The following is a 24,000-nucleotide window of genomic DNA, read 5'->3' as shown; positions in this document are numbered from 1 at the left end:
CCACTGTCACCCCGCCATTGAGAATCTCCGTTCAACAGAGATATCGCACCCAGAAGCACTGTCTTTCCGGCGCCGTTCGAACCCGATTCCGGACCACGTCCCGCCACGACCCAAATTCCATCACGTGGCACGAGCAATGCGCTACTGGTGTGCCTGCCAATGCGTACAAGTTGGAGCGCACGTAAGGAGCGGTTGCCAATAACGCCCTCAGTGCCAACGTCGATCGGGAGGATCGGAGCGGTCATTCTTCCTCCGTCAGAGTTGACTCGGGCCGCCTAGCGGCCTTGATGTCCCGCGCCCATAGGCTATCGGGCCGCAGGAGGAGAACCAGGTTGCCTTCCAAGATGCGGCTCTGAGTAGGCGTGAGTCGCATTAGTGCCGGACCAAGCTTGTTTTGATTGGTAATCAGCTGGTGCGCCCGAAGTCGTCGCAGACTCTTGGTTAAGCGCTGTCCGCGCACGGTGTCACGACCGTCCGGTCCAGTATGCTGATCAAGTTGCTCAAGTACCGGAGGTACATCCTCACCCAATATCCGTACCAAGACCTCAGAGTGCAGGTAGATTAGGGCCAATACAGCGAAGTCGTCGGCGACAAGATCGGTCTCGTCCCCAGCGAGCTCGGCGGCGACCTCATCAGACCAGCCGCTGAGCCAGCCTTCTATTGGCCCTCCGTCGCCATGAGTTACGGCCACAAGTTGGCGGCCTAAACCTTTGAGATGCCCACCTACCAGTTCGCGAATGTGCGGATCTTCCAACGCGGGCCAGTCGCGTGGGCGAAGCGGCGCGTCGGCTGCCTCAAGGGCGCGAACTGTTTGGAGTACGAGGCCCTCGTCTGTGGCCTGGTCACGCATTGGCACCTCCAGGCCACAGCGGATGAGTCCACAACCGTTCCGCGGCGTGATCCATTACTGCTCTGGTCGGCCCGTCCCAGGTCAGCATCTTTGGGCCGGGCTGCCATCCGTTCGAGGTCAAGACAACCAGTCCTGCCGCCGTAAGGACTTCTGAAAGCGCCTTCTCTGCAGTGCCTCCGCTACCAGGTCCGACTAGGCGGTCAAGTGTGCCCGAAAGTTGCGGAAGGCGCAGCGATTCCTGCACAGTGTTGGGGTCCTTGATCAGCGCGTAGAAGACGACAAGCACCTTGACCGCTGATTGTGGCAATGTCCGACGGACCAACTTGGGCGACCGTGTGCTCGCTGCCGGTTCGACGCTATGCCAGCCCAGCACGAGACTGACGGTGTTGTCGTCTTCGGCCGTGCTTACGACATGTAGTTGACGGCCGTTTGCGTTAGCGGCGATCTCAAGATCGGCGACACGCGCGTCAGCGATAGGAAGTTGATTGTGCCGCCTCAGCCGAGCGAGCTCGAGTGCTAGTTGGTCCATTCGGGTGTTCACAACAGCACTCCGCTCAGAGGTACGGAAGCACCCACTTCCACCCGCCTGAGATACAGCGACGTGACGACGCGGGTCATGGACTGATCATTTCGAGTTGCGAGCGTCCCTGGATACGTCAACGCGTAGCCGATATCCAAGCCTTCTAGCAAGGCCAACTGCGCGAGTAGCACGGCAGGCTCCGGCCACGGCACGGTCAGTAGCATCGGAGTCAGGTCGCGTTCGTCGGCGCCGTCGAGCAGGTCCTCAGCCAACGCGCGCAGCACGTCTTGCAGTGGCGGTTCAGCCTCCGTCTCCGAAGCTGTGCCACCAGGCTCGGGGATCTCGCCTGTCGCTTTGACAAAAGTGAGGTCGTCGGCAGCCAACACCACCTGTGCCGGCGAGAGCCAGTATGGCGCCTCGTCGAAGGCGATCCCGTCCCAGAGCGACGCGAGTCGACTTAGGCTTGCACCGCGCATCACCTCGTCGACTTCATCCCGCCGCACCCAGTGCCCAAGAGTCTTACGTGACGCACCAAGTAGTTTGAGTAGCCGCAGCTGCTGAACAACGTATCTGTCTCCAGCAGCTCCGAGGCTCTCCAGTTCGTCTGTGAGTTCATCGGGAAACTGCTGTACGACTGCATCTTTGAGCCGGCCTATGCGAGCTCTCAGGATGCGGTCATCCGCAACGCGAGCGTACTCAAGCATCGCAGCCGTCTTCCTGGAGTCCACCATCCGCCGAAGGTCGTTCGCGAAGGTCGACAGCACTCTGCGCAGATCGACGAGATCGGATCGAACGTCTGCGACCGAGGCACTGCGCGAGGTCGCGCGAGCCTCGATACGGGTAAGCATCTCCAGCAGATGACGTTGACCGGACATCGAGGTGATCCACGGAACGATGCTCAGACTGAGCGACCCAGCCAGGCTCAATCTGACATCGACCTCGTTGAGAACGTCCTTGTCCTTGAGGATGGCGCCGGATGTCATCAGGACGCCAAGTCGGTTCTGCAGTAAGCGTCGCGGATACCGGCTCTGAAGGGCTTCAAGCAGCCTGCGCGTGGGGACGCCATCACCATACGGGTCGAGGTCGGCCAGGGTGCGGCACAGATCGAGGCCAGCATCGATCTCTTCGCGGGTGGAGTCGAGCGCTCCGATCTCCTTGAGTAGTGCTCCGAGGACCCCAGCGGCTTGCCGTGCTTCTGCACTCTTGAACTCATGGGGCGCACGCGGGAGCGGTGCCGCGGTACGGGGCGCGGCCGCAGCGCCGTCTCCATCTCCGGTGCTAGCATCCACACGCGAATAGTAGCTGGGAATACTGCCTCGGTGACAGGATCGGTGCACATTGCCGGAATCTACCCGCGTTGCGAGCCATCCGGTCTCCATTCCACACCTGCCGGGCGGACTCGAAGCCTATCCAGTCTACCGCGATCGAACCCGCGGCCCTGGCGAGAAGACAAATTCCACGCTACTTCGACTTGAGGTCCGTGCCGCGCGCCAATCTGCGAGTACGACGTGGTCTCATCACCTTGCGACTCTCGACGCTAAGACCCGTGATTGGCTGACCAAGAATCGGGCCGGGTTCGCCAAGACAATCATCAGGCGATTCGGTGAGCAAACTATGGAACTGCTCTACCGTTGGTGTACAGACGGCATTGTCATCTTCTCCGTCAAACCTCCGACCAGTCCTGATGGACCGCATGGACCCCTGATCGACTGGCGATTAACACAACCGGTGCTAGGTTTCGCGCAGGACGCCGACCGCACGCTTGCCTCACAGCGAGCCGGCCAGCACGACGAGGCACGCAAACTCGCTGAACAGCTCTCGAATCTCTCAGCAGGACTCGAACTGAGCCGAGTTCTGATCGAAATCACGGATAGCGAGTACCTGTCTCATGCCATCGCCTCTGCACGGGCTTTGGTCACTGATATCAGGGCCAAGGCGCACGGAGATGATGATCTAGCGCAGGCGTCATGGAACATTGTCCGACAACTTTCCAGAAGTAATCTCAAAGATTATTCGCTCGACCGCGAACGAATGACAGGAGGACAAGCCTATGTCTACATCGCCTGCCATAAGGCATCGGGCACGCTTGTAGCATATAAGCGTCTGAAAATTCGCGACGCCGACAGCATCGCACGCATGCGTCGCGAGATCGAAGCCGGCAGCATGTTCGGCCATCAGACCAATGTCATGCCGATACTCGACGCCGACCCCGAATCCTGCTGGTTCGTTATGCCCCTGGCTTCCAGTACTGCTCGCGCGAAGGCCGCGGAACTGCGGGAACCCAAGCGACTAAAGGAGCTCCTCGTCGCAGTTTGTGACGCATTGCGAACACCTCACGAAATGGGCTGGATTCATCGCGACCTAAAGCCTGACAACCTACTTATGCTGGACAACCGATGGGTCGTCGCTGATTGGGGGCTATCGCGCCGCCCGCGCGGCGCAACCAGTGACCCCGGCCGCACACGCACAGGAACGGGATACGGAACGGAAGGTTACGCCGCTCCCGAACTGTCCTTAGATGCTCACCGAGTCGGCCCCGAGGCCGATATTTACAGTCTCGGTCAAATCGTCGGTTCGATCCTGACCGGGCGTTCTCCGCAGGCAAACATTCCCTTGATTCCACCGTTTGAACCATGGGCCGAAGTAGTGTCACGCGCCACGCGATACGTTCCTGCCGAGCGCCATCAGAGCGTCGACGAGTTCATGAACCACGTTGATACTGCCAGCCAGACACACAATCGGAGCACGTGATGGAAAGAATCGCACTTGAGCCCTACTTTCTACACGAGGAACAAGTCCAGGGACTTCTCGGACCCAAGCGTGCTGCGACGGCCATCTCCCATGCCCATGCAGGCCAGGTGGTCTCCGTCAATCCTACGGCATACGCGTTGGCAACGGCCCTCGCCGAGGCATTGCCCCGCCTGAATGTTCCCGAACTACAGCGAGCAGTTCATAACAACACGCTTCGCCTTGGTGCAGCCGTCGGTATTGAACAAAGGTTTCATTTTTTCCGAAATAGGCCTAGCGACAGGCCTGGCTACAAACCCGTAGAGTTTTCGGCGACCTTGACTACAGATGACAATGTGACGGTTGCGGGTACGTTCAATGCCGCCAGATTTGTCTCGCACTCAGCCGCCGGGAGTCTCTCTGGAGACCGGTCGGCCTACATTGTAGGAACCGTCACCGAACGAGCGGCTGGGCAAATTATCATCCGTCCGGCTTTCGTGGGAGTGCGTACATATCTCGACGACGACCATGACGCAGATTACGGAATCACAACTGGTCGCCGCGTATACCCGAGCGAGGTTGATCAGTTTGGGGAGATCGACTTCATGAGCGCGATAGCGCCGGATGAAGTCAAGCAGGTACTGAAGGTGCCTGAGGAAGTTGTCAAGACTACGGTAGCTCGAATGCTAGACGAGCACTACGTCCACAAAGACTGGGGCGGCGAACGCTCGGACCTTTACACATCCCGGCTGCGGATCAGAGGTCGGCAAGTCTCTAGCGCATGGCTTTTTAAGGGACCTGGTTTCCCGCGCCCGATGACAGTCAAAGCACTTGGGTCACCCGGCGATCAGATTGACCGACTGTTCAGCCAATCGGCGGAAGTGTTGGTGATTCAACATTGCCACGAGATAACGCCAGCAGTGGTCTCCATGATGGAGACTTACGCATACGACCTCAGAAAACCGAGGCGGTACATGATCATAGACGGCACCGATACCGCACGCATTCTCCTGGCGCAAGGAAAGCTCATCAAGTCAGCATGACGCCTGAATAGGTATCCCAAACGGGTCGCGATGGCGGGCGCGTTGGAATGCCGGCTGGCGTTCGTGTTTGACATCGCGCTCTCGCTATGTGCCAACGTGGCCGCGGCCTCGGAGTTGAGCGTGTTCGCCGTAGCAGTCGCGGCGTCTCCGCCATTGGCTCTGCACGTCGCAGCCGACCTGCTCAACCACGCGCTCAGGCGGCACCGCGCCGAGACCGCGAACGAGACCAACAACCAGACCAGCGAGACGGCCGTGCGGGTGGTGCGTTTCGCGGTTGCTCCGGACGACTCGCACATGCCGGCCGAGCAGCGGATGTGGGGCGTACTACGTCACCGAGCAGCCGAAGGGGCGCACGCCGACCGGCGCATAGCTGGACCGGTGTCAGTGTCGTGCGCTGGCGTGGTGCAAGTCTTGCGACTCCATTGGGGCCGAAGTACTGGATGGGCGGCCTAGGGGTAGCCCATCCAGTACTTGCTGCTACTGCGGATAGCTTGTTCCGCTCTTGAGTTCGTCGATGAAGCTGCAGAACGCAGTGCGCTGGAACCCCAGCGGCTCCGCGTCCGGGTTCTTGGAGTCGCGGACGCCGACGTCGTCAGTGCTCACGGCGAGTTCCACGCACTCGTTGCCGCCTCCTCCCGAGTAGCTGCTCTTGCGCCACATGGAGTTGCTGCTGCTCATTGTCTGCCAAGCGCCCCTATCTGTCGGCCGATGCGCGCTGCCGTCTCGGTGGGCGACAACGCGACCAGGCTCACGTCGTCGAACATGGTGGTGAAGCGGACTACGTCAGCCTCATTGTCCACCCACGCGCCTCCGGCCGGGTATTCCAGGTAAACGCCCGGAGGATCGGCCGGACTCGGGAAGCTGACGATCGTGCACGAGCCGGACATGCTGCCGTAGGCACCGGCGGTCTTGGGGATGATCTGCAAGGTCACGTTCGCCCGTGTGCCCACGGTCAGCAGGCGGTGAAGCTGTTCCTCCATCACCTCCGGACCACCGACCTCGCGCTCGATGACCGCCTCGTCGATCAGCGCGTGCAGCTGCAGTTCGCCGTTCTCCAGGCGTTTCTGCCGGTTGAGGCGTGTGGCGACGTGGCTGTCGAGTCGCACGTCTTGCTTGGTGTACCGGTGAGCGGCCGCCTCGATGGCGCGGGCATAGGACTTCACCTGGATCAGGCCGGGCACGACCAGCGGCTGAACGGAGCGCACCTTGTCGGCTTCGAGCTCGGCGCGGACGAACGTGCGGAACGCCTTGGTCGAGCCTGCGGGTAGGCGCACGCGCGGCGCGGCTCATCGCTCGCGTTCTCCCACAGCCGAGCCGCGGTGTCGCGATCCTCGTCGCTGGCGTCGTAGGACGCGCACAAGGCGGCGACGCTCGCCCAGTTCGGCAGCACGTGTCCTGACTCGTACCGGCTGATGGTGCTGTCTGACGTCTTGAGTTCCTTTGCCGTCTGCGCGAGAGATCTGCCAGCGCTGTCTCGCAATCGCGCGAGGTGATCGCCGAGACGCTTCTTCGCCCGAGTTGGTGCTGCCATGTAGGCGAGACTAGCGCTGCACGCTCCCATGCAACAGTTCTCCAGCGACCCGATTGGGCGATGGGAGTCGTGCTATTGCACGGTATATGTTGCATGGGTCGGCGGGACTGCTGGCCTCGATGGCCGGGCCGTCACGTGGTGGTGAAGCGCCCCTGCAGTCCCGTCGGCCCAAGCAGAAGTGCCCGCCATGGGCACCCAGGCTCGTCGGAAGGAATGTCGGGGTGATGGACGTGGTGTTCGACGAGCTGCACCGCAGGGTGAAGAGCTACCTGGCGACCGTGAAGAACGTGGCCGCCGATGGCGGCGACGAGGCCGCGCTGGTCATCGCTCGCGACGAACTGCCGTTGATCGTCGACGCCTTCGACGCGCTGTTCGGCGGGCACATCCCGGACGACAACGGTCACTGCCGCCAGTGCCATCGAGCGGGCCGGTGGTGGCGGCGACGCCGGGTGCCGTGCCGGGTGTTCCTGCAAGCCCAGATCGCTCTGTTCCATCCCGCCGGCCACGGCCGTCATGCGCTAACGAGGGCCGAGCTGTGAACGCCTGCGCTCTTGATGCGGTCACACAGATGCAGCGCCTGCGTCATCTGCACCAAGTGCGGGGCTGGTCCTTCGACCCGCTCCGGTCACCCGACCCTCCGCATGAGCTGGCGGAGCTGATCTATTCGTTCTGCCACGGCCAGTGGCTCGACGTGCTGCGGGTCAGGTCAGACACCGACGCACAGGCCGGGCGGTTCCTCACCGAGTCGATGGTCGGCAGCGGTTGTCCTCGGGCGTGCTGGCTGGCCACGGGCACGCTCGCCGACGTGCTGGACGGCCTGGACGACCTCCCACTACCGATGTCGCAGCTGACTCCTCGTCTTCTCCTACCCGCGATCGTGAGGTGACTATGTCCCCGCCCCGCAATGCAATTCGTCTCGGCATCGGCGTCCAAGAGGGACCGCAGACCGAGTTCGAGGCCGCCGCCCAGTCCTATCAGGACGACTACGGCTGGACGGTGGGTGTGTACCGCACCGGTGTGTGGCTGGTGTCCGGCCGCGGGATCGACGCGCTGGATATGCCGAGGAAGCTCGGTGAGCGAGTGCGAGCCGTACTGGGGGACTCGGTGCCGCTGTTCGAGTCGCCTGACGACCACGGCGTGCACTGGGTGTTCCTCGTCGTGTCGCACACCGGCCCTCCTCCCCCGGAGGTCGCCGAACAGGGCGTCGATCATGTCCGGGCCGGGAGGTGCGTCGATCTGCCGCCCAGCCGGTTCGGACCGCACCGGTTGCGGTGGATCACCGACCCAGGTGGTGTGCCGGTTCCTGACTTCACGACCGTGGCGCACGCGGCCCTCCAGGCGAGGTGATCGTGTGTGCTCCCGGCCGGAAATGACACCGCCGGAACGCAAAGTCGTTGCGGTGAAAGGTCTTACGCCGCCCCGCCCCTTCCGCTGGCTGCCGTACCTCGGCGCACGACATGCGATCCCGCGGGCATTGGCGGCTCCGGGTGCACGCGGAGAGGCGCTGTGCGGTGCTGAGGTTGTGGTTCCGGAGAAGACGCCGCCCAAGTACCCGGACGGGTTGTGGAGCGAGTGCCCGCAATGCGATCGGCAGTGGCGTCAACGGATTGGCCTGAGGCAGCGTCCCTCGGCAGCCCAACGTCACCAGATGTGAACGTCGAAGCAGATTCACGAACCAAGAACAGGTTGAGAGCACATGGCGCTGGATCTTGTCGCCGGGAGAGCAAGTCTGGAAGTCCGGGCGTTGAGCCGGACCGTACTGGGCTGGCGAACGAAACGCGGTTGGTCTCTGAAGGAGCTGGGTGAGCTGGTCGGCTTCTCGCCAGCGAAGTTGTCGCAGCTCTGCAGGGCCGTTGTACGCATGTCCGCGCTCGAAGTCGTGGCGGTCGGTGCCGCGTGCGGCGCGTCCGACGAGGAAGTCGAGCTCTGCGTTCGCGTGGCGCAGCGCGCGGTCGACCCTGCTATGTGGGATCGGATTAACGGTGACGCGTGGGCACGGCTGACGTGGACCCCGTGGGATGTCATGGCCGAAGCGAGCGAGCTGGTGATTGTGGCGGGCGAGGTGCTGCCTGAGCTGGTGCGCGTCGACTCCTACCACGCGGCCCTGTTGGAATCTGGGGCTGCTGCGCACGAGCTGGACCTAGCGCTACAGCACGAGGTCCTGAAACGCCTGGAGATGGACGCCAAGGCCGCTGCGCGGCCGGGCAGCCCGCGCCGGCTGCGTGTGCGGCTGATCGTGACCGAGTCGCTCATCCGGGACACCGTCGGTGGCGCGCGGGCGATGGCGGATCAGCTGGAGCTCTTGGAGGAGCTGAGCGAACTGCCTGGGTTCGAGTTCCGAGTTGTGGACGGTAACGCAGGGCCGTACTTCGGCCAAGGCGCGTCGTTCACGATGATGCGGTTCGTCGAGAAGCGTTTCGACGATGCCGTCCTCCTGCGCACTCTGCATGGCGGTGACACCTGGCTTGAGTCCGCGGCCGAACGCGAGCCCTACGAGCGCGCACTGCTCGTGCTCGATGGTGTTCTCCGATCGGGGGAGGAGTCAGCGCGCTGGCTCAGCCACGCTTCGCTGCGTCTTCAGGATCCGTTGCCGGACAACGACTCTGGAGATCAGCAGCGACACTTGCAGTTGGTTGCCGATCAGGCGGGGAGCTAGACATGCCAAAACGGTTCTCCACCGCGCGTGGTCGTGAGTTCGGCGCCGGGCTGCGAGCGGCGATCACGGGTGCGGGTCTGACCTCACGCGCCGCTGCCGAGATCGTGGACTGGGACGAGGCCAAAGTCTCGGACGTGGTGAATGGCAAGGGCGGCGCCACCCAGCTTGAGGTCGCCGTGCTGCTGGGCGTCTGCCGCGTCAACGCCGAGGAAGTCGTCCACCTGTTGTCGCTTTACGGCGAGACACACATCCGGGGCTGGTGGCAGCAGCACGGCAGGTGCGCGCCCATCCGGTTGCGCACGGTCGTCGAGCATCTGAAGGTGGCCAAGACGCTGATCAGCTGGCACACGCACCTGGTGCCGCTGTTTCTGCAGACGACCGACTACCTGCGTGAGGTGCTACGCGCATCCGCTACCACGCCGGCCGACGAGCTGGCGGAGCGCGTGCAGGCGCAGCTCGCGATGCAGGCATTGGTCCGGCGCAACGTGAAATGCATGTTCGTCATCCACGAGCTGGCGCTGCACCTGCGGGTCGGCGGTGCCGAGGTCCACGCTGGGCAGTTGCTGCACCTGATGTTCATGGCGAACCGGCCGAACGTCAGGATCCGGATCGTCCCTGCGGCACGCGGTGCACATGCCGGGCTGGCCGGGCCGTTCACACAGCTGACCTTCGCCAAGTACGAATCGCTGGTGTGGGCGGAGACAGAGAGCTCTACTCTCCTCGCCGAGGCGAAGGACGCGATCAACGGCTACGAGACGGTCGTCCGTGCGCTCGAGGCGCAAAGCTTGGGCGAAGCCGAGTCAACCGCGTTGATTACCCGTCTGTACGAGGCCGTGCAACCTTCTCACAACCAGGCAGTCGCGGCGGAAACGCGTTCGACCAAGCCGTTCCCGCCGCTGGCCTAGACGATCGCGGTCACTCCAGCGGCTTGAGGGCACTCAACTCGGCGTGCTTTCAGCTGGGGACTTCTCGGTGCTTACTGCGTCTGGACCGCGTTGTAGAACGACTTCGCGAGTTCACGCAGCGGCCCACGGCACTCCTGCGACCTCGGCGCGGGCTTGTCCGCAGGTTTGTTTTCGAGAATCAGCACGGCGTTGACGTCGAGGATTATCAGCGTGCAGCTGCCCCTGTCCTTCGGCGTCAGCCACTTCGCATTCTCTCCCACCTCCACGTCCTCAGCCGCACCGTCGTCCGCCGGATCGGCGCCAGGTTTGGATGTCACGTCGTACACTTCACGGGCCTTGAGCGCTCCTCTACCTGGCCCGGCAGGCCCCGAAATGTCGCTGTTCTCGTCTCGCCACGCCGACACCTGCAGGTTCACCCGCGGCCAGTCCGGGATGCGCTGGAACTCACATCCGGTGAGCATGTCGGACACCGAGGGGTCCTCGTTGCCGGACCGGAACGGCGGCAGACCTGTCACCCTCTGCGTCACCTGCCGGCAGGTCGGCAGTGCCGTGTACTTGGCGCGAACGGGCGCAGGCGATGTCGCCGAGGTCGGCGACGTGCTGGACATGCTCTGCGGCCTGCCGCTCACCGCGTCGCCACCGGTACACGCCGCCGCACTCAACGCGAGCACCGCCACGCCCACGATCCCAGCGGATCGGTTCACTGCGCCCCCAGTCCCTTCCACAGGTCCTCTTCCGGATCGGCTTCCGCGGCACGAGGGCGACGCCCGGACGGGCTCGCCGGTGTCATACCTCGATCCGAGGTGAGCCCAGCATCGCCGAACACCTCCCACAAATCTTGTTGCAACTGCCCGACGTTCGCCTGAGAGATCGCCGCGGCGTTCGCCGTCAGGCCGACCAGCGCCCTGTTACGGATCTGCAGTGTCATGAGGCCATACGGACTGTGCAGGGTCGTCACCTCGAGTGACACCTTGTCCGCGTTCTCCCTGGCTTCGCGTAGCTGTCGGCCGATGGCAGCCTGTTCTACTTTGACCTGAGCCAGCCACGTCTCCAGGTCAGGCATGCCGGACCAGCTCTGAAAGCTGACCGGTTCGGGTTCGGCACGGTGCTCGCGCCGTGCCTGCCGTTCGACGGTGGCGGCGATCCGCACAGCGTCGAGGTAGGTCGTCATCAGCGCCTGGCCGAACTCGGCGGCTGGCAGCCGCGTCTGCCAGCTGCTGCTCACGTCGAATCGCAGCACCTTTGCGTCCGGGTCAACGACCACCCACAACGACCGCGAAGGATCGCTCGCCTTGTACTGGTCCGCGGGTGCGGACGGGAGCTCCGGAGGTGGTGACGTCCTGGTCGCGGCGATAGGCGGCAGGTGCAGCTCGGCCAGCTTCAGGTTGCGCAGGTGTTCTTCCAGCATGTTCTCAGGTCACCGCCTGCGGCCAGGCTCCCCTGGGGAAGGCTGGATTGCTGGTGCGCGTGCTGTACATGTCGCGCATGAAGGCGACCGTGTTGGTGTAGTACTCCACGCTGTCGCCGAACACTGTCACAGCCGAAGCAACCAGTTCCCCGCAGATCTCGGCGGCGTCACCGATCGCTTCCAAGGCGCCGATGATCGTGCCCGCGGAGATCAACGCCGACACCGCCTTGGCGACGAAGTTGCCGATCCTGTCCGCGTAAGTGTTGAGCAGCTTGATGTTTGTCTGCGCCACCTGGATCAGCCACTTGCTGATGGCCTCGGCTTTCGGGGCGAACTGGTCGAGTGCCTTCTGCTGCCGGGCGAGCACCTGCGAGTTGTAGTACGTGGCGGCAGGGCCGGTCCACTGACCGAAGCTCTTGTTCTCGCTCTGGTCTCCCGCTCGCGCGGCGATGTCCGAGACGGGCTTCTGCATCACGGTGAGCCAGTCGAAACTGGCCTGGATCAGCGCGATGACCGGGGCGTGGTGCTCCAGAAAGCCCAGCATCACCCTGGCGAACTTTTCGACGTAGTCGCGCAGCTCGTTGAGCGCTCGCTCCAGCCCGCCGAAGAAGTCCGGCGCCAGGTAGATGAGCGGGTTGGTGTTGATGTTGTGGACACCCTTGGTGAAGTTGTCGATGAGAAGGTTCACCGCCTCCGCCGCCAGGCGAAACGCGCCGTTCAGCGCCTCGATCAACGCTGGATAGTGAGACGCTTCAGGATTGCTCATATTCCCAGATTCCCCTGAATCTAGTAGACCTGATCCAGGTCAAGCTCGACAACTTCTTCGTTGCGTTCGTACGTCTCTGCTATCTTGATCAATGTTCCACTGATCTCTCTGAACTCTTTCTCCGCCTCGGCTGCGAGCTTTTCCATGTACGATCGCATGTCCTCGTACAGACTTTGCAACTCCTCAGGAGGTGTCGGCAGATTCAGCGGAAAAACCGCGAACGTGACCGCGTCCGCAGCGAAGAACGCCAGCGGAGAAAGCGCGAGCCCGGTCAGCCCGCTACGCACAGTTCCCATTTCGGAGGCGAACTCATCCCACTTGACGGCTTCCTTGCGCACCGCCGAGGTCACCACCTGATAGCCGGTCATCAGCCCTCCTTGTCCAGCTTGAACCACTCAGCACACTCTTCAGGACGTCGCCGTCATTCGCCGAGTACTGGAGGAGCCACGAGCGTGTCGTTGCCGAAGATCTCGTCCGGATCTGGCTCGAGCAGATAGGACGGGGACGTCCGCTCAATGTCTTCGTCGCCCTGGCCCTTGGCGGCACCGGCTCCCATGCCGCCCATCGCGCCGCCACTGGCACCACCACGCCCGGCAGCACCACCAGCAACCGCACCACCACGGCCTGCCGCGCTCTCGCCGCCCGGCATGACGCCCGCTGACCCGCCAGGACCGAAACCCTTGGCAGCAGTGGGATTGCCGAGGCCAGTACTGCCGCCAGGAAGCCGTCCGCCGCCCGTGCCACCCGTGCCGCTGCTGCCACCGCGTCCAGCCGGCCCGCCGCCGGCTCGGCCGCCAAGACCACCCTGGGTGCTCCTGGAACCGGAATTCGGGCCGGGCAGCGGTCCGCCGAGGCTGAGGTTGTTGTTGCCGCCCAGCTGGTTGTTGCCGCCCTGGTTGCCCAGGTTCGGCCCGTTGCCGCCGAGATTGTTGTTGAGGCCGCTGGTGTTCGTCGTGCTGGTGCTCTGGGTCGGCGGGGCCGTCCAGGCCGTGTTGGTGGTGTCGTTGCCGACTCGCGGGGGAGGTGTGTTGCCCTGACCGGTGAAGCCGGGGTTTGGCGCGATCGGCGGCCTGCCGGGATCAACCGGTTCCTTCGGCGGGGCGGGTGGCTCGGGTGCGAACGCCGGCTGGGCCGCGGCGGTCTGTGCCACCGTGCGGTCGTAGGTCTCCACTGACCGCGCGGCCTGCTCGTGATCCTGCTGCTGTTGCTGGAACGCGGCCTTGTCCGCCGCCGCCTGCTGCACGAACTGAATCGGATCGGTGATCGACATCAGCCGTTCCCGCGACGCCACCGCGTCATACGGCTGTGCGGGTGGTGGCGGCACGTTGTTCTTCGCGTCACTCAGCGCCCGCGACTGCTGGGTGAACAGCGTCCCCGCGAGCTGTGCGGCGGTGCCGGTCTCACCGGCCCGGTTGCCCATGCCGGCCAAGGCCTGCCGGGCGCCATCACCGGCCTTACCGGTCCAGTCGCTCTCGCTGCTGCCGATGGCCGATGCGACATCGTCGTTGAAGGTCGCCAGCTCGTTGCCGATCTGGGTCCAGATATCGCCGATCTCGCCGATCGCACCGGGATCGACCCCGTTGTTGACCGAGTCGTGCAGCTGCTGGTGCGGGATGCCGATGTAGTGCGCGTCCGGACCGGCAGGAGCCGACCGGGTCAGCACCTGCCCCTTGAGCTGCGCCGCCTGAGCGTCCAGCACGTCGTCCACCCGGCCCGGTGCCTCGACCAGCTGCATCACCATGCCCAGGAACGGGCCGTACCGACCCTGGACCTCGGCCGTGACCCGGTCCTGGACCTCCTGACCGGTCTGCACCTCCGCGTGCCGCTGCACGCCGTAGCGCGAGTACACATCGGACGGTCTTCCCGGCGCTCCCTCGTTCATCCCCCGCACCCCTCTCCCAGCAACAGCGACTACGGCAACTTCGGCTCGACCAGCTCAGCGATCTTCAACGCCAGCGGACACGGATCGGTTGACGCACCCGCGTTGAGCACGACATCAACCCGCGACGACGAGTCGACCCCGAGGTAGACACCGCAACTACCAGTCGCACCGAGCAGTTGCTTCGCTTGGTGACTGCCAACCTTGACGTCTTTGATCTCGCCACCGTTCGGCTGAAGACCAGCCAGCCCGACGTTCGTACGGATACCTACGCCCAAACTGACGCGCTTTGGCGAGAACTGGCAGGTCCGTGCGGTGCCAAGCTTCTCCTGCTTCGGTTCCTCATCCAAGGTCCCCAGCACCTGTTCGGCCTCGCTCTTGGTGAGCAGGCTGCACGGGTCGGTGTCCGCCAGCGAGCCGCTCGACTTGGTCGAGGTCGGCGAACTCGTTGGGCTGCCAGCGTCCTCGCTGGAGGTGTTGCTGCCGGTATTCGGCGTGGGCTTGGGATCACCGGGGGTCGATCCGGTGCACGCGGTGATGGCGACCAGTGCGGCGGCGGCCAGGCTGGTCAGCACGATCCGAGAGTTCACGAGTTGCTTCCTGGTTCGGTCAGGCGGAAAGGGTCTACCCACCGGCCTTGTTGATGCCCTGCTTGGCGTCCTGGTCGGCCGTCTGGTAGGCGGCCATCGCCTTCTCCACATCAGCGCGCATCTGCTCCAGTTCCTTCTGGAACTGCTTCGCTGCGGTGATGAAGCCCTGCGCCGGGTCGGTAGCGATGGTGGCTAGGAACGGCTTATAGACCTGTGCGGCCGGAGTCGTCCCAAGCGGCGGCTCCTGGCTGAGGAATTCCGTCTTCTGAAGAGCGTCCGAAATACCTTTGTGCATTTTGTCGACGGCCTTGATCAGGGCTTGGCCGCCTTGTTCGTTGACACCCACGCCCGCCGCGACCGAAGCGGAGAAGGCTGCCACCGACTCGCTGATCCCCCGCATGCCGCTGAAGAACGCCTCCGGCATAGTCGAACCCCTTCTTGACGCTGCGTCGCCTCACGGTAACAAGTAGTCGCGGCCGTGTCCGCCGGATCGGACGCACCAGGCTCACCACCAGTTCCCCGTTCACCGGCTGGAGTCGATGATCCGGTTCAGCTGCCGGTCGAGAGCGGCCTGGTCAGCAGGGGTGTATGTCGCCACTAGCCGTCCATCGTTGCCAGCGGTGGGGATCACCGCGTACCGCCCGGCGTCGGTGTCCAGGTAGTTGATCGTCCCCAGCTCGGTCTCCTGCCCATTGCGGCCACGCGCCGAGACTTGGAGGTACCCGGCGCCCAGCCGGGGACGGCGCAGGATCTCCTCGGCCGCCGCTCGCTGTCCGGCCGGCGACGGCGCAGTGGCCTTCACCGGGGTCCTGAAGGTGTGTTCGGAGAAGTCGTCGTCCGCCCGCCGCCTGCCCTTGGGTGCCGAGATGTCGGTCACCGTGACCGAGACTCCCGGACCAGGGCGCATCGGAGGCAGCAGCCGCACCAGAGCGGGCACGGCCGCGTCGGGCTGGCAGAGTCGGAAGGCGATCGTTTCGCCCTGCTGTTCCGCAACCACGCCCGTGCGGTCGTCGGCCACCGCGAGGGCCGCGGGCTGTGTGTCGCCGGCGGTGCCGACCAGCGCGATCACCAGGTTTCCGCGGGCGAACACGTGCAACGCCTCCAGCAGCTCCGGCGCGAACTCGCCGTCGCGGACCAGATCACGGTCGATCAGGTCCCGGTGCACCGCCTCGACCAGCCGGAGCCGGTCCTCCCTCGTCGCACCGTGGTGCGGGATGGCGAACGGGAACCGCCGCAGATTGATCCGCAACGCCTCACCGAGCACGTCCAGCGCCGCGAACGAACAGACGATCTCCCCCGACACTCTTCGACCACTCCCTTGCCTGTGCACCGTTCTCACACGGTGCGTGACCGGACGGCATACTGCCAGTCGAACACTCATCAGCAGAGCGTTACCGTCCACATTCAGTCGAAGATCGCACCGACGATCACTCGGGCGGGCAGACTGAAGCGCATGACCGACCCTCACCTACCGCCCGAACTCGACGAACTCGGCCTTACCGCCGAGCAACGCGCCGAGTTGGACGCGCTGTCCGCCGAGGAGCGCCAGGCGGCACTGGAGTACCTGGACCGGGTGAGTCTGTTCGGCTCGCGATCACGCGAGCTCTTCGCAGAACTCGCGCCCCAACTGGAGGACTTCGGGCACCTGGTCACTGACGTGATGCGCAAGCAACGTGGCGAGCAGGCCCGTGAGGGGTGGCTCGATCAGGCGATGTTGTTCAGCCTTCAGGCAGAGGCAGCCCATGCCATCGCCCGCCGTGACGTCAATGCCGTCGTCTACTTCAACGGTCTTGCTGACGACTACCGCGACAAGGTGTCAGAGCGGCGACGGGATGAGGACACCGACTAATTGAGCACGTTGTGGTCTAAGTTTCTTCGCGTTGCGGCGAGCATCGATCCGGTTGAAGAGCGCCGCGACTCGTTCGATCTCTTCCTGGGTCGTCGTCGAACCGGGCGTCGAGGAACGCGGCCACGGTGTCGAGCAGCGGCAGGTCGATGACCGGGACGGTACCGAGATCGAACGGTCTGCCGCCTGAGGCAACCCTGCGGAGCAGACAGTCGCACCAGCATTCACCCGAACGGGGCATTGAACGCTACTCTGATTCCGAGCTACCCTGGAAGGTTCTAGCTTGAATCGCTTGATGTGCAGGTTCCGCCGAGAGGATTTTATCGCACACGGCAAGTGATCACAAGGTGGGCGTCGCCGTTGGACCGGCCGGGTGGACCCCTCAGGGGCGCTTGGAGTCGAGTGTCCCGGTGTCGCGGAGCGCCACGGTAGGCGCGGGGACGCGGCACCACGCCCGACCAGGGTGTGGTGCCAGACGCGGTAGAGGAGTTCATGTCCCGGCTATCTAGAGCCGGCCCTCCTCGATGACCGCGCAGGCCCTGCCGGATCTGGTCGCGCTCCTGATCTTTCGTGTTCGTCCGCCGACACCGCGCCGCTGCGACATGCCCACGCCACCGAACCCGTGCGGGGCTGTCTGCATCGCGGCCACCGTCGCGGACGTCTCGCCAGCGAACACGACGCATCCCCGACCCGTGGAGGTAGAGACGCCATGCCATCGCGCGACTTGCTCTCCGTTGATCTTCAAGCCGGGCTTGTCCCGGCCGTGCCCTTGTCCACACCGCCGTCCGCGCCAGAGAAGTGTTCGGACGCGGACTCACCGTTGGGCTCGTTTCTGTGTGATCCGTCCAGCCTGTGGGCATGGCTGTCCTACGCGGCTGGCTGGGCGTGGCGCACGATCCAAGTGTGGTGGCCGCTGCTGGTGCTCACATCCGTGGCGGCGCTGACGGTGGGCGCGCTGCTCGCCGTGGCGGTACGCCGTACCCGCGCGGAGGCGGCCGAGCAGGCATCGTGGGTGCAGATCACCCCGCCCGCGGTGATGCCCGCCGACGGTGCGCGCGGGCTGTGGCGGGCGCTGGCGGGTCTGCTGTCCCGCACCGGCCGAGGACTGGCCCCACGGCATCTGGCGGTGGAGTTCGTCGCCGATGCCACCGGGATGCGCGCGGGCGTGTGGGTGCCTCCGGCACTGTCTGCGTCGTCGGTGGCCGAGGTGATCGGGCGGTGCTGGCCCGGTGCCCGTGCCACCGTCACCAACAACCCGCCCGCGCTGTCCCGTGACAGTGCTGGGCGGGTTACCGCCGCGTACGTGCTGCCGTGCGGTGGACCGTGGGCGCCGCTGCTGGACCCCACGCGCGCCACGCGGCGACAGGCCGCCGAGGTGGACGGGCTGCACAGCGTGCTGGCCGCGCTGGCCGACCGCGGTGAGACGGACAGCGCGTGCGTGCAGCTCATCGTGTCCCCGGCCCACGCCGGCCGCCCTCGCGGCGACCGGAGCCGGTCGTGGTGGGCGCGGATCGCCCTTGGTTTCCTGAAGGCGCCGTTCGTGATCATCCTCGCGATCGCGGACGTATTCCTCGGCAAGGGCTCGGCCGCCAGCCACGAGCCTGCCGCGGCCACCAGCGCGCCGGAGGATCCGGCGGTGGCCGCGTACCGCAAGGCGATCGCGGCCAAGCAGGCACACGGCCCGCATCTGCAGGCGACCCTGCGCCTGGCGGTGTGCTCTCCGGTGTCACGACGGCTACGACGGCGCGCGGTGAACGAGCTCGTCAACGGCTACGACCTCGCCGCCCCCGCGGCCATCCTGGCCACCCACCCCGCCCACCGCGCGGAACGGCAGCTGGCGCAGCGGCTGCCCGGACGCCGCCAGGACCGGTTCCTGGTCACCCTCGACGAGGCAGCCGCGCTGTGGCATCTGCCCGACCAGCCGGCGCAGTACGGCATCACCGACGCCACCGCCCGTATTCGGCGCCCCCGCCGCGACCTGCCCCGCTTCGATCCCCGCCGCCCCAAGCCGGACCAACCTGAGGGAGGCCACGATGCCGCAGCCTGACCGCCACATCCCCGCCACTCGTACCGAGACCGCCGCGCGTCGGCGCCGATCGTCGCGGTTGCGGCTGGTCCCGGCCGAGCATCCGGCCCGGCAGATCCCGAAACCGCTGGGGATCGCCAATGACGGCCCTCCCCAAGGAATCGCGCTGCGGGTGGCCGACGCCCGTCACCACATCCACGTGCAGGGTGTGACCGGGGTGGGCAAGTCCACCTGGCTGGCCAACCACGTGCTCGCCGAGGCCGACGCCGGGCGCGGCGTGGTGTTGCTGGACTGCCAAGGAGATCTGGCCCGTCACGTGCTCGACCGGCTCCCCGTGTCCTGCGGGGATCGGCTGGTGATCCTCGACCCCGCCGAGACCGAGGCACCGCCGGCGTGGAACGTGCTCGCCCCGCTCGACCGCCCCGGCGAGACGCCGGGACGAGACACTGAGACCGCCCAGCGAGACCGCGAGACGGCGCTGCGAGACGGCGAGACCGGGCGGGAGTGGGCCGCCGAGAGCGTGGTCGGTGTGTTCCGTCGCCTGTACGCCGCCTGGTGGGGACCACGGATGGACGATGTGCTCCGCGCCGCCTGCCTGACGTTGGTGCGGCGGCCGGGATCGACACTGGCCGAGGTGATCCCGGTGCTGACGCGGCCGGAGTTCCGCCACGCCATCCTCGCGAAACACGGGGAACCGGAAGGGCTGGACGGGTTCTGGGAGGGCTACGACGCCCTGTCTGCGGGGCAGCGCAACCAACTTGCCGGGCCGGTGCTGTCACGGTTGCGGTCGGTGCTGTCCCGCCGGTTCGCCCGCGATCTGCTCGGCACCGCGGCTTCCACGATCAACCTGGCCGACATCCTCGACGGCGGCATCCTGATCGCCCGGCTGCCCAAGGGCGAAATCGGTGAGCATGCCGCCCAGCTCGTCGGGTCATTGCTGCTGTCCGGGCTGTGGTCCGCCGCCACGCGCCGCGCCGCCCTGGCGCCGGAAGACCGCAGGGACGCCACGATCGTGGTCGACGAGTGCCACAACTTCCTGCACATGCCGATCGGCGTGGACGACGCGCTGGCCGAAGCACGCGGCTACCGCCTCTCGCTCGTGCTGGCGCACCAGCACCTCGCCCAGTTGCCTCCGGATGTGCGGGAGGCAGTGGATGCCAACGCCCGCAACAAAATCCTGTTCACCGTCTCTCCGAATGACGCGACCAAACTCGTCCGGCACGTGGCACCCTATTTCGACGAACGTGACCTCGCCCGCCGTCCCGCCTTCGAGGTCCTGGCCCGCACCGTCCACCACGGACACGACGTGCCACCTTTCACGCTCGCCACGGAACCACTGCCGCCGTCTGTTCCCGGCCGTGCTGAACAACTACGAGCTGCCGCACGCAAACGGACCGGCCTGACCGCCGAGCAGCGCGCCCGCGCCGCCCGCCGCCGGCACATTGGCACCGCGCCCCGCGCCGCCCGGCTGGGCGCCGATCTCACTCGCACTGTGGTGCCCAATCAGTCAGCGGGCCACTCAGTGGGCCAGCCACCGGCCACTCAACGGGTCACCTATGACTGGCCCACTGACTGAACGCCCGGCACCGGCCTTTCCGCAGCTCACGGCAGAAGTGGAGGAACAGTGCGCGTCTCCCGACATTCATCGATACATCCGCACACACCCCCAAGGGTGGAGATCCGCCCGGCAAGCCGGGCCGACGTGCTCACACACTCGCGCGGGCTCACCGCCCGCGATGCCGAGGTGATCTCCTACCTGGCGCGGCATCGGGTGCTCACCGCACTGCAGCTCGCGCGGCTGGTGTTCGGCTCCTACTCCCACGCCCGATCCCGGCTCGCGGTGCTCCACGAACGCGGCGTGCTCGCCCGCTTCCGCCGCGACATCTGGCCCGGCTCCCAGCAGTGGCGCTACACCCTCGGCCCCGTCGGCGCTGTCGTGCACGCCGCTGCAACCGGAGCCGCACTGCCGCGGCCCGCCACAGTCACCGAAACCGTGCTGCGGTTCGCGCACTCCACCCACACCGAACACCGGCTCGGCGTCAACGACTTCTTCGCCACCCTGGCTGGACACACCCGAGACCACCCCGAGTGCGCCCTGCGCGAATGGTGGCCGGAAAACGAGATCGCCGAAACCTGCGCAGGCATCGTGCGCCCTGATGCCTACGGTGAATACACCGCTGCCGACGGCACACTCGCGTTCTTCTACGAACACGACACCGGAACCGAACCCATCGCGACCCTGGTGGAGAAAGTCGGCAAGTACGCCGAGCTGGCCGACGCCGGCATCCGCAAGCCCGTCCTTTTCCAGCTCCCTAGCACGAGCCGCGAGCACAACTTCCACGTCGGCATCGCACGGCGCTGGCCGCATAAGGCACCCGTACCCGTGGCGACCTTGCCCGCGGACCAACTCGCCCCGCCCAACCAGCAAATCACGCCCGCCACACCATCCATCGTGGACGAACTCTGGCTGCCAGCTGGGCACGTACGCCGCCGCGCCCTCGCCAGCCTCACATCTCGCCGCACGCAACCGTTGGAGGATGATCGAGACTCATACCTTCGTTCCGCCTGAAGTTCATTTCCCCACAACATGTTCCGGACTCGCGTCGAACGCCCGCCTGTCTCGCCTTTCGGTGAGACCAGCAACGAGACAGCGAGACAACGCCGAGACCGCAGCGAGACACCTGTTCTCGCTCGTCTCGACCAGGTCTCGCAGCTTGTCTCGCTGTACCAAGGGCAACAACGTCCGGAGCGCAACCACACAGCCGGTGATCGCCGGCCCCGACGGGTGCCGAAGTGCAGTCGGGGAGTCGAGGCCCACCAGTTGGCTTTCCTGTTCGACGCCACAACCTGGCCTGCCGAACAACCGCCCGTGACATCACGCGCACCAGGAGCGTGCTCACGGGCATCTGGAGGTGCCGACGATGGACCCCCAACCGCACGACGACGCGATTGTTGTTCCACTGCCTCGAAAAGCACCCGATGGTGACATCGAGATCCCGCCCCATGCCATCCCTGAACAGGTGGTTTGGCGGTATGATGGGACAGGAAAGCGCACGCAGAACTGGACTTTCTCCGGTGACGTGCGCTACGTGAGTGGCGCCGAAGGCGATCGTTTGCACGGCGAGCTGAACGCCGTGATCCACGACCTTCTCGACTGGGCTATGACCCAGGAACGCGCTGAACAGCCCGACGAACGGGAGGCTGCATGAACACGCCGAACAACCCCGATATGGACCCGCCCGCACCGGCACTGGCCGCACGGTTCCCCGCGGCGCTCACTGTGGTGCCGTCCGGGCCGTCAGGGTTGTCGGACTACGCGGTCTCGCCACTCGGCATACCGACAGCCTTGCTGCGCAACGAAGTCCGAGTCGCCTTCCTTGCTCGAACGTCCACTGACGACCAGCAGGATCCGCGCCAGTCCATGTTGCGGCAGCTCGGAAACTGCAAGGCCGCCATCCCTGAGTCGTGGGTGATCGTCACGCACTTCTACGACGTCGAGTCAGGCCGCATGGAACTCGACCAACGTGGTCGTGGTGAGAACTACGAGCGCTACGACATCCCGATCGCTCGTGACGGCGGCGTCACCGATCTGCTCGACGAAGCCACGCATCCAGGCCGCCGATTCGATGTCGTGATCTGCGAGAGCGTCGCGCGAGTCGCCCGCCGCACCTTCGAGGGCCTCTCGATCGAACGGGAGTTGGAACGAGTCGAGGTCCCGCTGTTCGCCTCCAACGAACCGATCACACTGGCCGGGAGTCGGGCGCAGCGAATTCTGCAGCGCCGGATCAACCAGTCGGTGGCCGAGTACGAGGTCCTCAACACCCTCGAACAGTCCTGGGGTGGACTGTGCACGCATGTGCGCGAAGGCTGGAACATCGGCAAACCGCCGTACGGCTACAAGGCCAAGATCTACCGCCACCCCAACCCCACCAAGGCCGTCAAGGGTCAGACCAAGACACGGCTCGAGCCCGACGGCCTGCGGGGCGAGACTGTCACGCAGATGGCCGCGTGGCGCTATCACGAAGGTCTCGGCTACGACACGATCGCCGACCGTCTGAATTCCGACCCCGCCAAGTACCCGCCACCCGTGCCGCCCGGCAAGGTCCGGGCACGCGGGGCCTGGGGCAAGACCAGCGTCTACGAGATCCTGCGCAATCCCAAGTACACCGACTACCAGGTGTTCAACCGCCGCGCCTCCCGCTCCCGGCGCGGCAAGATCAACGATCCGGTGAAGTGGGTGTGGTCCACCGAGCCTGCGCATGAACCGCTGATTCCGAAGTGGATGTTCGACGAGCTCAACGCGCGGCGGCAGGTCAAGCGAGGCTCGCGCGACGGCAACGAGTTGAACAGCCACCCCGAGACCACCCGTACGTACGTGTTTCGCGGCATGGTGTTCGACGCCTGCGGGCGCCGGATGTTCGGCAGCCAGCGCGGTGAGCGCGCCTACTACCTGTGCTGGCCACGCAACAACAACCGCGGCCGCCCCGACAACTACCCCAACCACGCCAAGACGGTCTACATCCGCGAGAGCAAGCTGCTCGACGCGATTGCCGCGTTCTACGCCGACAGGGTCTTCGGCCCACACCGCCGAGCGATCCTCGCCGCCGAACTCGCCACGGTCGACGACCGGCAAACCCAGGAACGACAGGCCCAGCGAGAGCGACTACAACGCGGCATTGCCGATGTCGCTCGCCGCCAGGACACCATCCTGCGCCAGGCACAGAGCGGCGATCCCGATGACCCGTTCAGCCGAGGACTGCGCCAGAGCTACAACGACCTCGAAACCGAGAAACAGGCCCCCCTGGCCACCGTCACGGAACTCGACGCCGTCGACGAGGCCGAGCCCGCCAAACCCAGCGAAGAGGACGTCAACCTGATCGACGCGCTCCCACAGCTACGGATCGACCTGGCCAAGGCACCCGAGAAGCTGCTGCGGAAGCTGTTCGACACCACCCAGCTGACCATCCGGCTACATCCGGACAGCAACTACGTGACTCTGACCATCAAACTGCCGGCGGATCGGCTCACCGCCATCGCCGGAGCTGTGGAAAGGATCGACGAAATGTCCCAAGACGCGCAGAAACCCGTGACCAGCGCGGTCACGGGCTCCTGTGTGGACGTTGTACGTGCCCCCGGTGCGACTCGAACGCACACTGGACGGATTTTGAGTCCGCTGCCTCTGCCGATTGGGCTACGGGGGCGTAGCGACGTGAACTCTAGCGGATCAGGCCACCGGGTTTCTTGCGGGGACCC

General features: G+C 65.3%; 28 protein-coding genes, 1 tRNA gene and 1 pseudogene. 15 read left to right on the top strand and 15 right to left on the bottom strand.

Translation table 11 applies throughout. The features are described from left to right. Positions 1-241 precede the first annotated feature (241 nt). Together SK803_RS37195 and SK803_RS37190 are read right to left on the bottom strand one after the other, a co-directional pair. Positions 242-850 (bottom strand): hypothetical protein, encoded by a 609-nt coding sequence (locus SK803_RS37195; RefSeq protein WP_319970885.1) that lies wholly within the window; start codon positions 848-850, stop codon positions 242-244. Positions 851-1,387: 537 nt separating this feature from the next. After that, positions 1,388-2,659: a hypothetical protein gene (locus tag SK803_RS37190; protein ID WP_319970884.1), complete on the bottom strand. Its 1,272-nt coding sequence runs from the start codon at positions 2,657-2,659 to the stop codon at positions 1,388-1,390. Positions 2,660-2,984: 325 nt separating this feature from the next. On the opposite strand from SK803_RS37190, the gene SK803_RS37185 reads away from it, so the two are divergent. The 3 genes from SK803_RS37185 to SK803_RS37175 are packed head-to-tail and all read left to right on the top strand — an operon-like array spanning position 2,985 to position 5,593. Beyond that, positions 2,985-4,121: a serine/threonine-protein kinase gene (locus SK803_RS37185; protein ID WP_319970883.1), complete on the top strand. Its 1,137-nt coding sequence runs from the start codon at positions 2,985-2,987 to the stop codon at positions 4,119-4,121. Next, positions 4,118-5,140 (top strand): hypothetical protein, encoded by a 1,023-nt coding sequence (locus tag SK803_RS37180; protein WP_319970882.1) that lies wholly within the window; start codon positions 4,118-4,120, stop codon positions 5,138-5,140. The genes SK803_RS37185 and SK803_RS37180 overlap by 4 nt, the downstream gene beginning before the upstream one ends. A gap of 30 nt (positions 5,141-5,170) precedes the next feature. Then, complete coding sequence (locus SK803_RS37175; RefSeq protein ID WP_319970881.1) at positions 5,171-5,593, top strand: hypothetical protein; 423 nt, start codon at positions 5,171-5,173, stop codon at positions 5,591-5,593. A 24-nt stretch (positions 5,594-5,617) separates the two neighbouring features. Here the strand turns inward: SK803_RS37175 and SK803_RS37170 are convergent, their stop codons facing one another. The 3 genes from SK803_RS37170 to SK803_RS46665 are packed head-to-tail and all read right to left on the bottom strand — an operon-like array spanning position 5,618 to position 6,671. Further along, positions 5,618-5,818: a DUF397 domain-containing protein gene (locus tag SK803_RS37170; protein WP_319970880.1), complete on the bottom strand. Its 201-nt coding sequence runs from the start codon at positions 5,816-5,818 to the stop codon at positions 5,618-5,620. Next, positions 5,815-6,414 (bottom strand): DUF5753 domain-containing protein, encoded by a 600-nt coding sequence (locus SK803_RS37165; protein WP_319970879.1) that lies wholly within the window; start codon positions 6,412-6,414, stop codon positions 5,815-5,817. The genes SK803_RS37170 and SK803_RS37165 overlap by 4 nt, the downstream gene beginning before the upstream one ends. Continuing rightward, complete coding sequence (locus SK803_RS46665; protein WP_406601640.1) at positions 6,309-6,671, bottom strand: helix-turn-helix domain-containing protein; 363 nt, start codon at positions 6,669-6,671, stop codon at positions 6,309-6,311. Before SK803_RS46665 ends, SK803_RS37165 begins: the two co-directional genes overlap by 106 nt. Positions 6,672-6,895: 224 nt before the next feature. Between SK803_RS46665 and SK803_RS37160 the strand changes: the two genes are divergently transcribed. From SK803_RS37160 to SK803_RS37140, 6 genes are all read left to right on the top strand, one after another. Next, a complete protein-coding gene (locus SK803_RS37160; protein ID WP_319970878.1) occupies positions 6,896-7,210 on the top strand; it encodes a hypothetical protein in 315 nt (104 codons plus the stop codon). A gap of 29 nt (positions 7,211-7,239) precedes the next feature. Continuing rightward, a complete protein-coding gene (locus SK803_RS37155; protein WP_319970877.1) occupies positions 7,240-7,557 on the top strand; it encodes a hypothetical protein in 318 nt (105 codons plus the stop codon). Positions 7,558-7,559: 2 nt separating this feature from the next. Beyond that, entirely contained in the window at positions 7,560-8,018 is a 459-nt protein-coding gene (locus tag SK803_RS37150; RefSeq protein ID WP_319970876.1) for a hypothetical protein, read from the top strand. A 22-nt stretch (positions 8,019-8,040) separates the two neighbouring features. After that, entirely contained in the window at positions 8,041-8,325 is a 285-nt protein-coding gene (locus SK803_RS46660) for a zinc finger protein (protein ID WP_406601642.1), read from the top strand. 42 nt (positions 8,326-8,367) lie between these two features. Then, positions 8,368-9,327: a Scr1 family TA system antitoxin-like transcriptional regulator gene (locus SK803_RS37145; protein ID WP_319970875.1), complete on the top strand. Its 960-nt coding sequence runs from the start codon at positions 8,368-8,370 to the stop codon at positions 9,325-9,327. Positions 9,328-9,431: 104 nt separating this feature from the next. Beyond that, positions 9,432-10,232, top strand: coding sequence for a DUF5753 domain-containing protein (locus SK803_RS37140; protein WP_319970874.1), 801 nt, complete (start codon positions 9,432-9,434; stop codon positions 10,230-10,232). 71 nt (positions 10,233-10,303) lie between these two features. Here the strand turns inward: SK803_RS37140 and SK803_RS37135 are convergent, their stop codons facing one another. The 8 genes from SK803_RS37135 to SK803_RS37100 all read right to left on the bottom strand — a co-directional run bounded on the left by SK803_RS37135 (position 10,304) and on the right by SK803_RS37100 (position 16,178). Further along, positions 10,304-10,936 (bottom strand): hypothetical protein, encoded by a 633-nt coding sequence (locus SK803_RS37135; protein ID WP_319970873.1) that lies wholly within the window; start codon positions 10,934-10,936, stop codon positions 10,304-10,306. Continuing rightward, a complete protein-coding gene (locus tag SK803_RS37130; RefSeq protein WP_319970872.1) occupies positions 10,933-11,640 on the bottom strand; it encodes a hypothetical protein in 708 nt (235 codons plus the stop codon). Before SK803_RS37130 ends, SK803_RS37135 begins: the two co-directional genes overlap by 4 nt. Positions 11,641-11,644: 4 nt before the next feature. Next, a complete protein-coding gene (locus SK803_RS37125) occupies positions 11,645-12,373 on the bottom strand; it encodes a hypothetical protein (protein ID WP_319970871.1) in 729 nt (242 codons plus the stop codon). Between the two features lie 53 nt (positions 12,374-12,426). Further along, positions 12,427-12,774: a hypothetical protein gene (locus tag SK803_RS37120; RefSeq protein ID WP_319970870.1), complete on the bottom strand. Its 348-nt coding sequence runs from the start codon at positions 12,772-12,774 to the stop codon at positions 12,427-12,429. Between the two features lie 53 nt (positions 12,775-12,827). Continuing rightward, complete coding sequence (locus tag SK803_RS37115; RefSeq protein WP_319970869.1) at positions 12,828-14,288, bottom strand: hypothetical protein; 1,461 nt, start codon at positions 14,286-14,288, stop codon at positions 12,828-12,830. A 29-nt stretch (positions 14,289-14,317) separates the two neighbouring features. After that, on the bottom strand, positions 14,318-14,860 hold the full coding sequence (locus tag SK803_RS37110) for a DUF3558 domain-containing protein (RefSeq protein WP_319970868.1): 543 nt from the start codon (positions 14,858-14,860) through the stop codon (positions 14,318-14,320). A gap of 49 nt (positions 14,861-14,909) precedes the next feature. Then, positions 14,910-15,299, bottom strand: coding sequence for a hypothetical protein (locus tag SK803_RS37105; RefSeq protein WP_319970867.1), 390 nt, complete (start codon positions 15,297-15,299; stop codon positions 14,910-14,912). 99 nt (positions 15,300-15,398) lie between these two features. Then, positions 15,399-16,178 carry an ESX secretion-associated protein EspG gene (locus SK803_RS37100; protein ID WP_319970866.1) on the bottom strand — a complete coding sequence of 260 codons (780 nt, stop codon included), beginning with the start codon at positions 16,176-16,178 and terminating at the stop codon, positions 15,399-15,401. A gap of 39 nt (positions 16,179-16,217) precedes the next feature. Here SK803_RS37100 and SK803_RS37095 point away from each other — a divergent pair, with 39 nt between their 5' ends. After that, positions 16,218-16,724 (top strand): hypothetical protein, encoded by a 507-nt coding sequence (locus SK803_RS37095; protein ID WP_319970865.1) that lies wholly within the window; start codon positions 16,218-16,220, stop codon positions 16,722-16,724. A 502-nt stretch (positions 16,725-17,226) separates the two neighbouring features. Here SK803_RS37095 and SK803_RS37090 read toward each other — a convergent pair. Continuing rightward, on the bottom strand, positions 17,227-17,397 hold the full coding sequence (locus SK803_RS37090; RefSeq protein WP_319970864.1) for a hypothetical protein: 171 nt from the start codon (positions 17,395-17,397) through the stop codon (positions 17,227-17,229). Positions 17,398-17,640: 243 nt separating this feature from the next. Here SK803_RS37090 and SK803_RS37085 point away from each other — a divergent pair, with 243 nt between their 5' ends. From SK803_RS37085 to SK803_RS46655, 5 genes and pseudogenes are all read left to right on the top strand, one after another. Beyond that, positions 17,641-18,768 (top strand): hypothetical protein, encoded by a 1,128-nt coding sequence (locus SK803_RS37085; protein ID WP_319970863.1) that lies wholly within the window; start codon positions 17,641-17,643, stop codon positions 18,766-18,768. Further along, complete coding sequence (locus tag SK803_RS37080) at positions 18,755-20,323, top strand: type IV secretory system conjugative DNA transfer family protein (RefSeq protein WP_319970862.1); 1,569 nt, start codon at positions 18,755-18,757, stop codon at positions 20,321-20,323. The genes SK803_RS37085 and SK803_RS37080 overlap by 14 nt, the downstream gene beginning before the upstream one ends. A 96-nt stretch (positions 20,324-20,419) precedes the next feature. Next, positions 20,420-21,316, top strand: a complete 897-nt coding sequence (locus SK803_RS37075) for a replication-relaxation family protein (RefSeq protein ID WP_319970861.1) — start codon at positions 20,420-20,422, stop codon at positions 21,314-21,316. A gap of 352 nt (positions 21,317-21,668) precedes the next feature. Beyond that, positions 21,669-21,956: a hypothetical protein gene (locus tag SK803_RS37070; RefSeq protein WP_319970860.1), complete on the top strand. Its 288-nt coding sequence runs from the start codon at positions 21,669-21,671 to the stop codon at positions 21,954-21,956. Continuing rightward, positions 21,953-22,999 (top strand): annotated as a pseudogene (locus SK803_RS46655) (recombinase family protein); the annotation flags it as partial. The gene SK803_RS37070 and the pseudogene SK803_RS46655, both read left to right, overlap by 4 nt. Before the next feature lie 875 nt (positions 23,000-23,874). Here the strand turns inward: SK803_RS46655 and SK803_RS37060 are convergent. After that, positions 23,875-23,948, bottom strand: a tRNA-Leu gene (locus SK803_RS37060). Positions 23,949-24,000 lie beyond the last annotated feature (52 nt).

Source organism: Lentzea miocenica (genome assembly GCF_033949945.1).
Lineage (GTDB): Bacteria > Actinomycetota > Actinomycetes > Mycobacteriales > Pseudonocardiaceae > Lentzea > Lentzea miocenica.
This window is presented reverse-complemented; position numbering and strand designations above follow the sequence as displayed.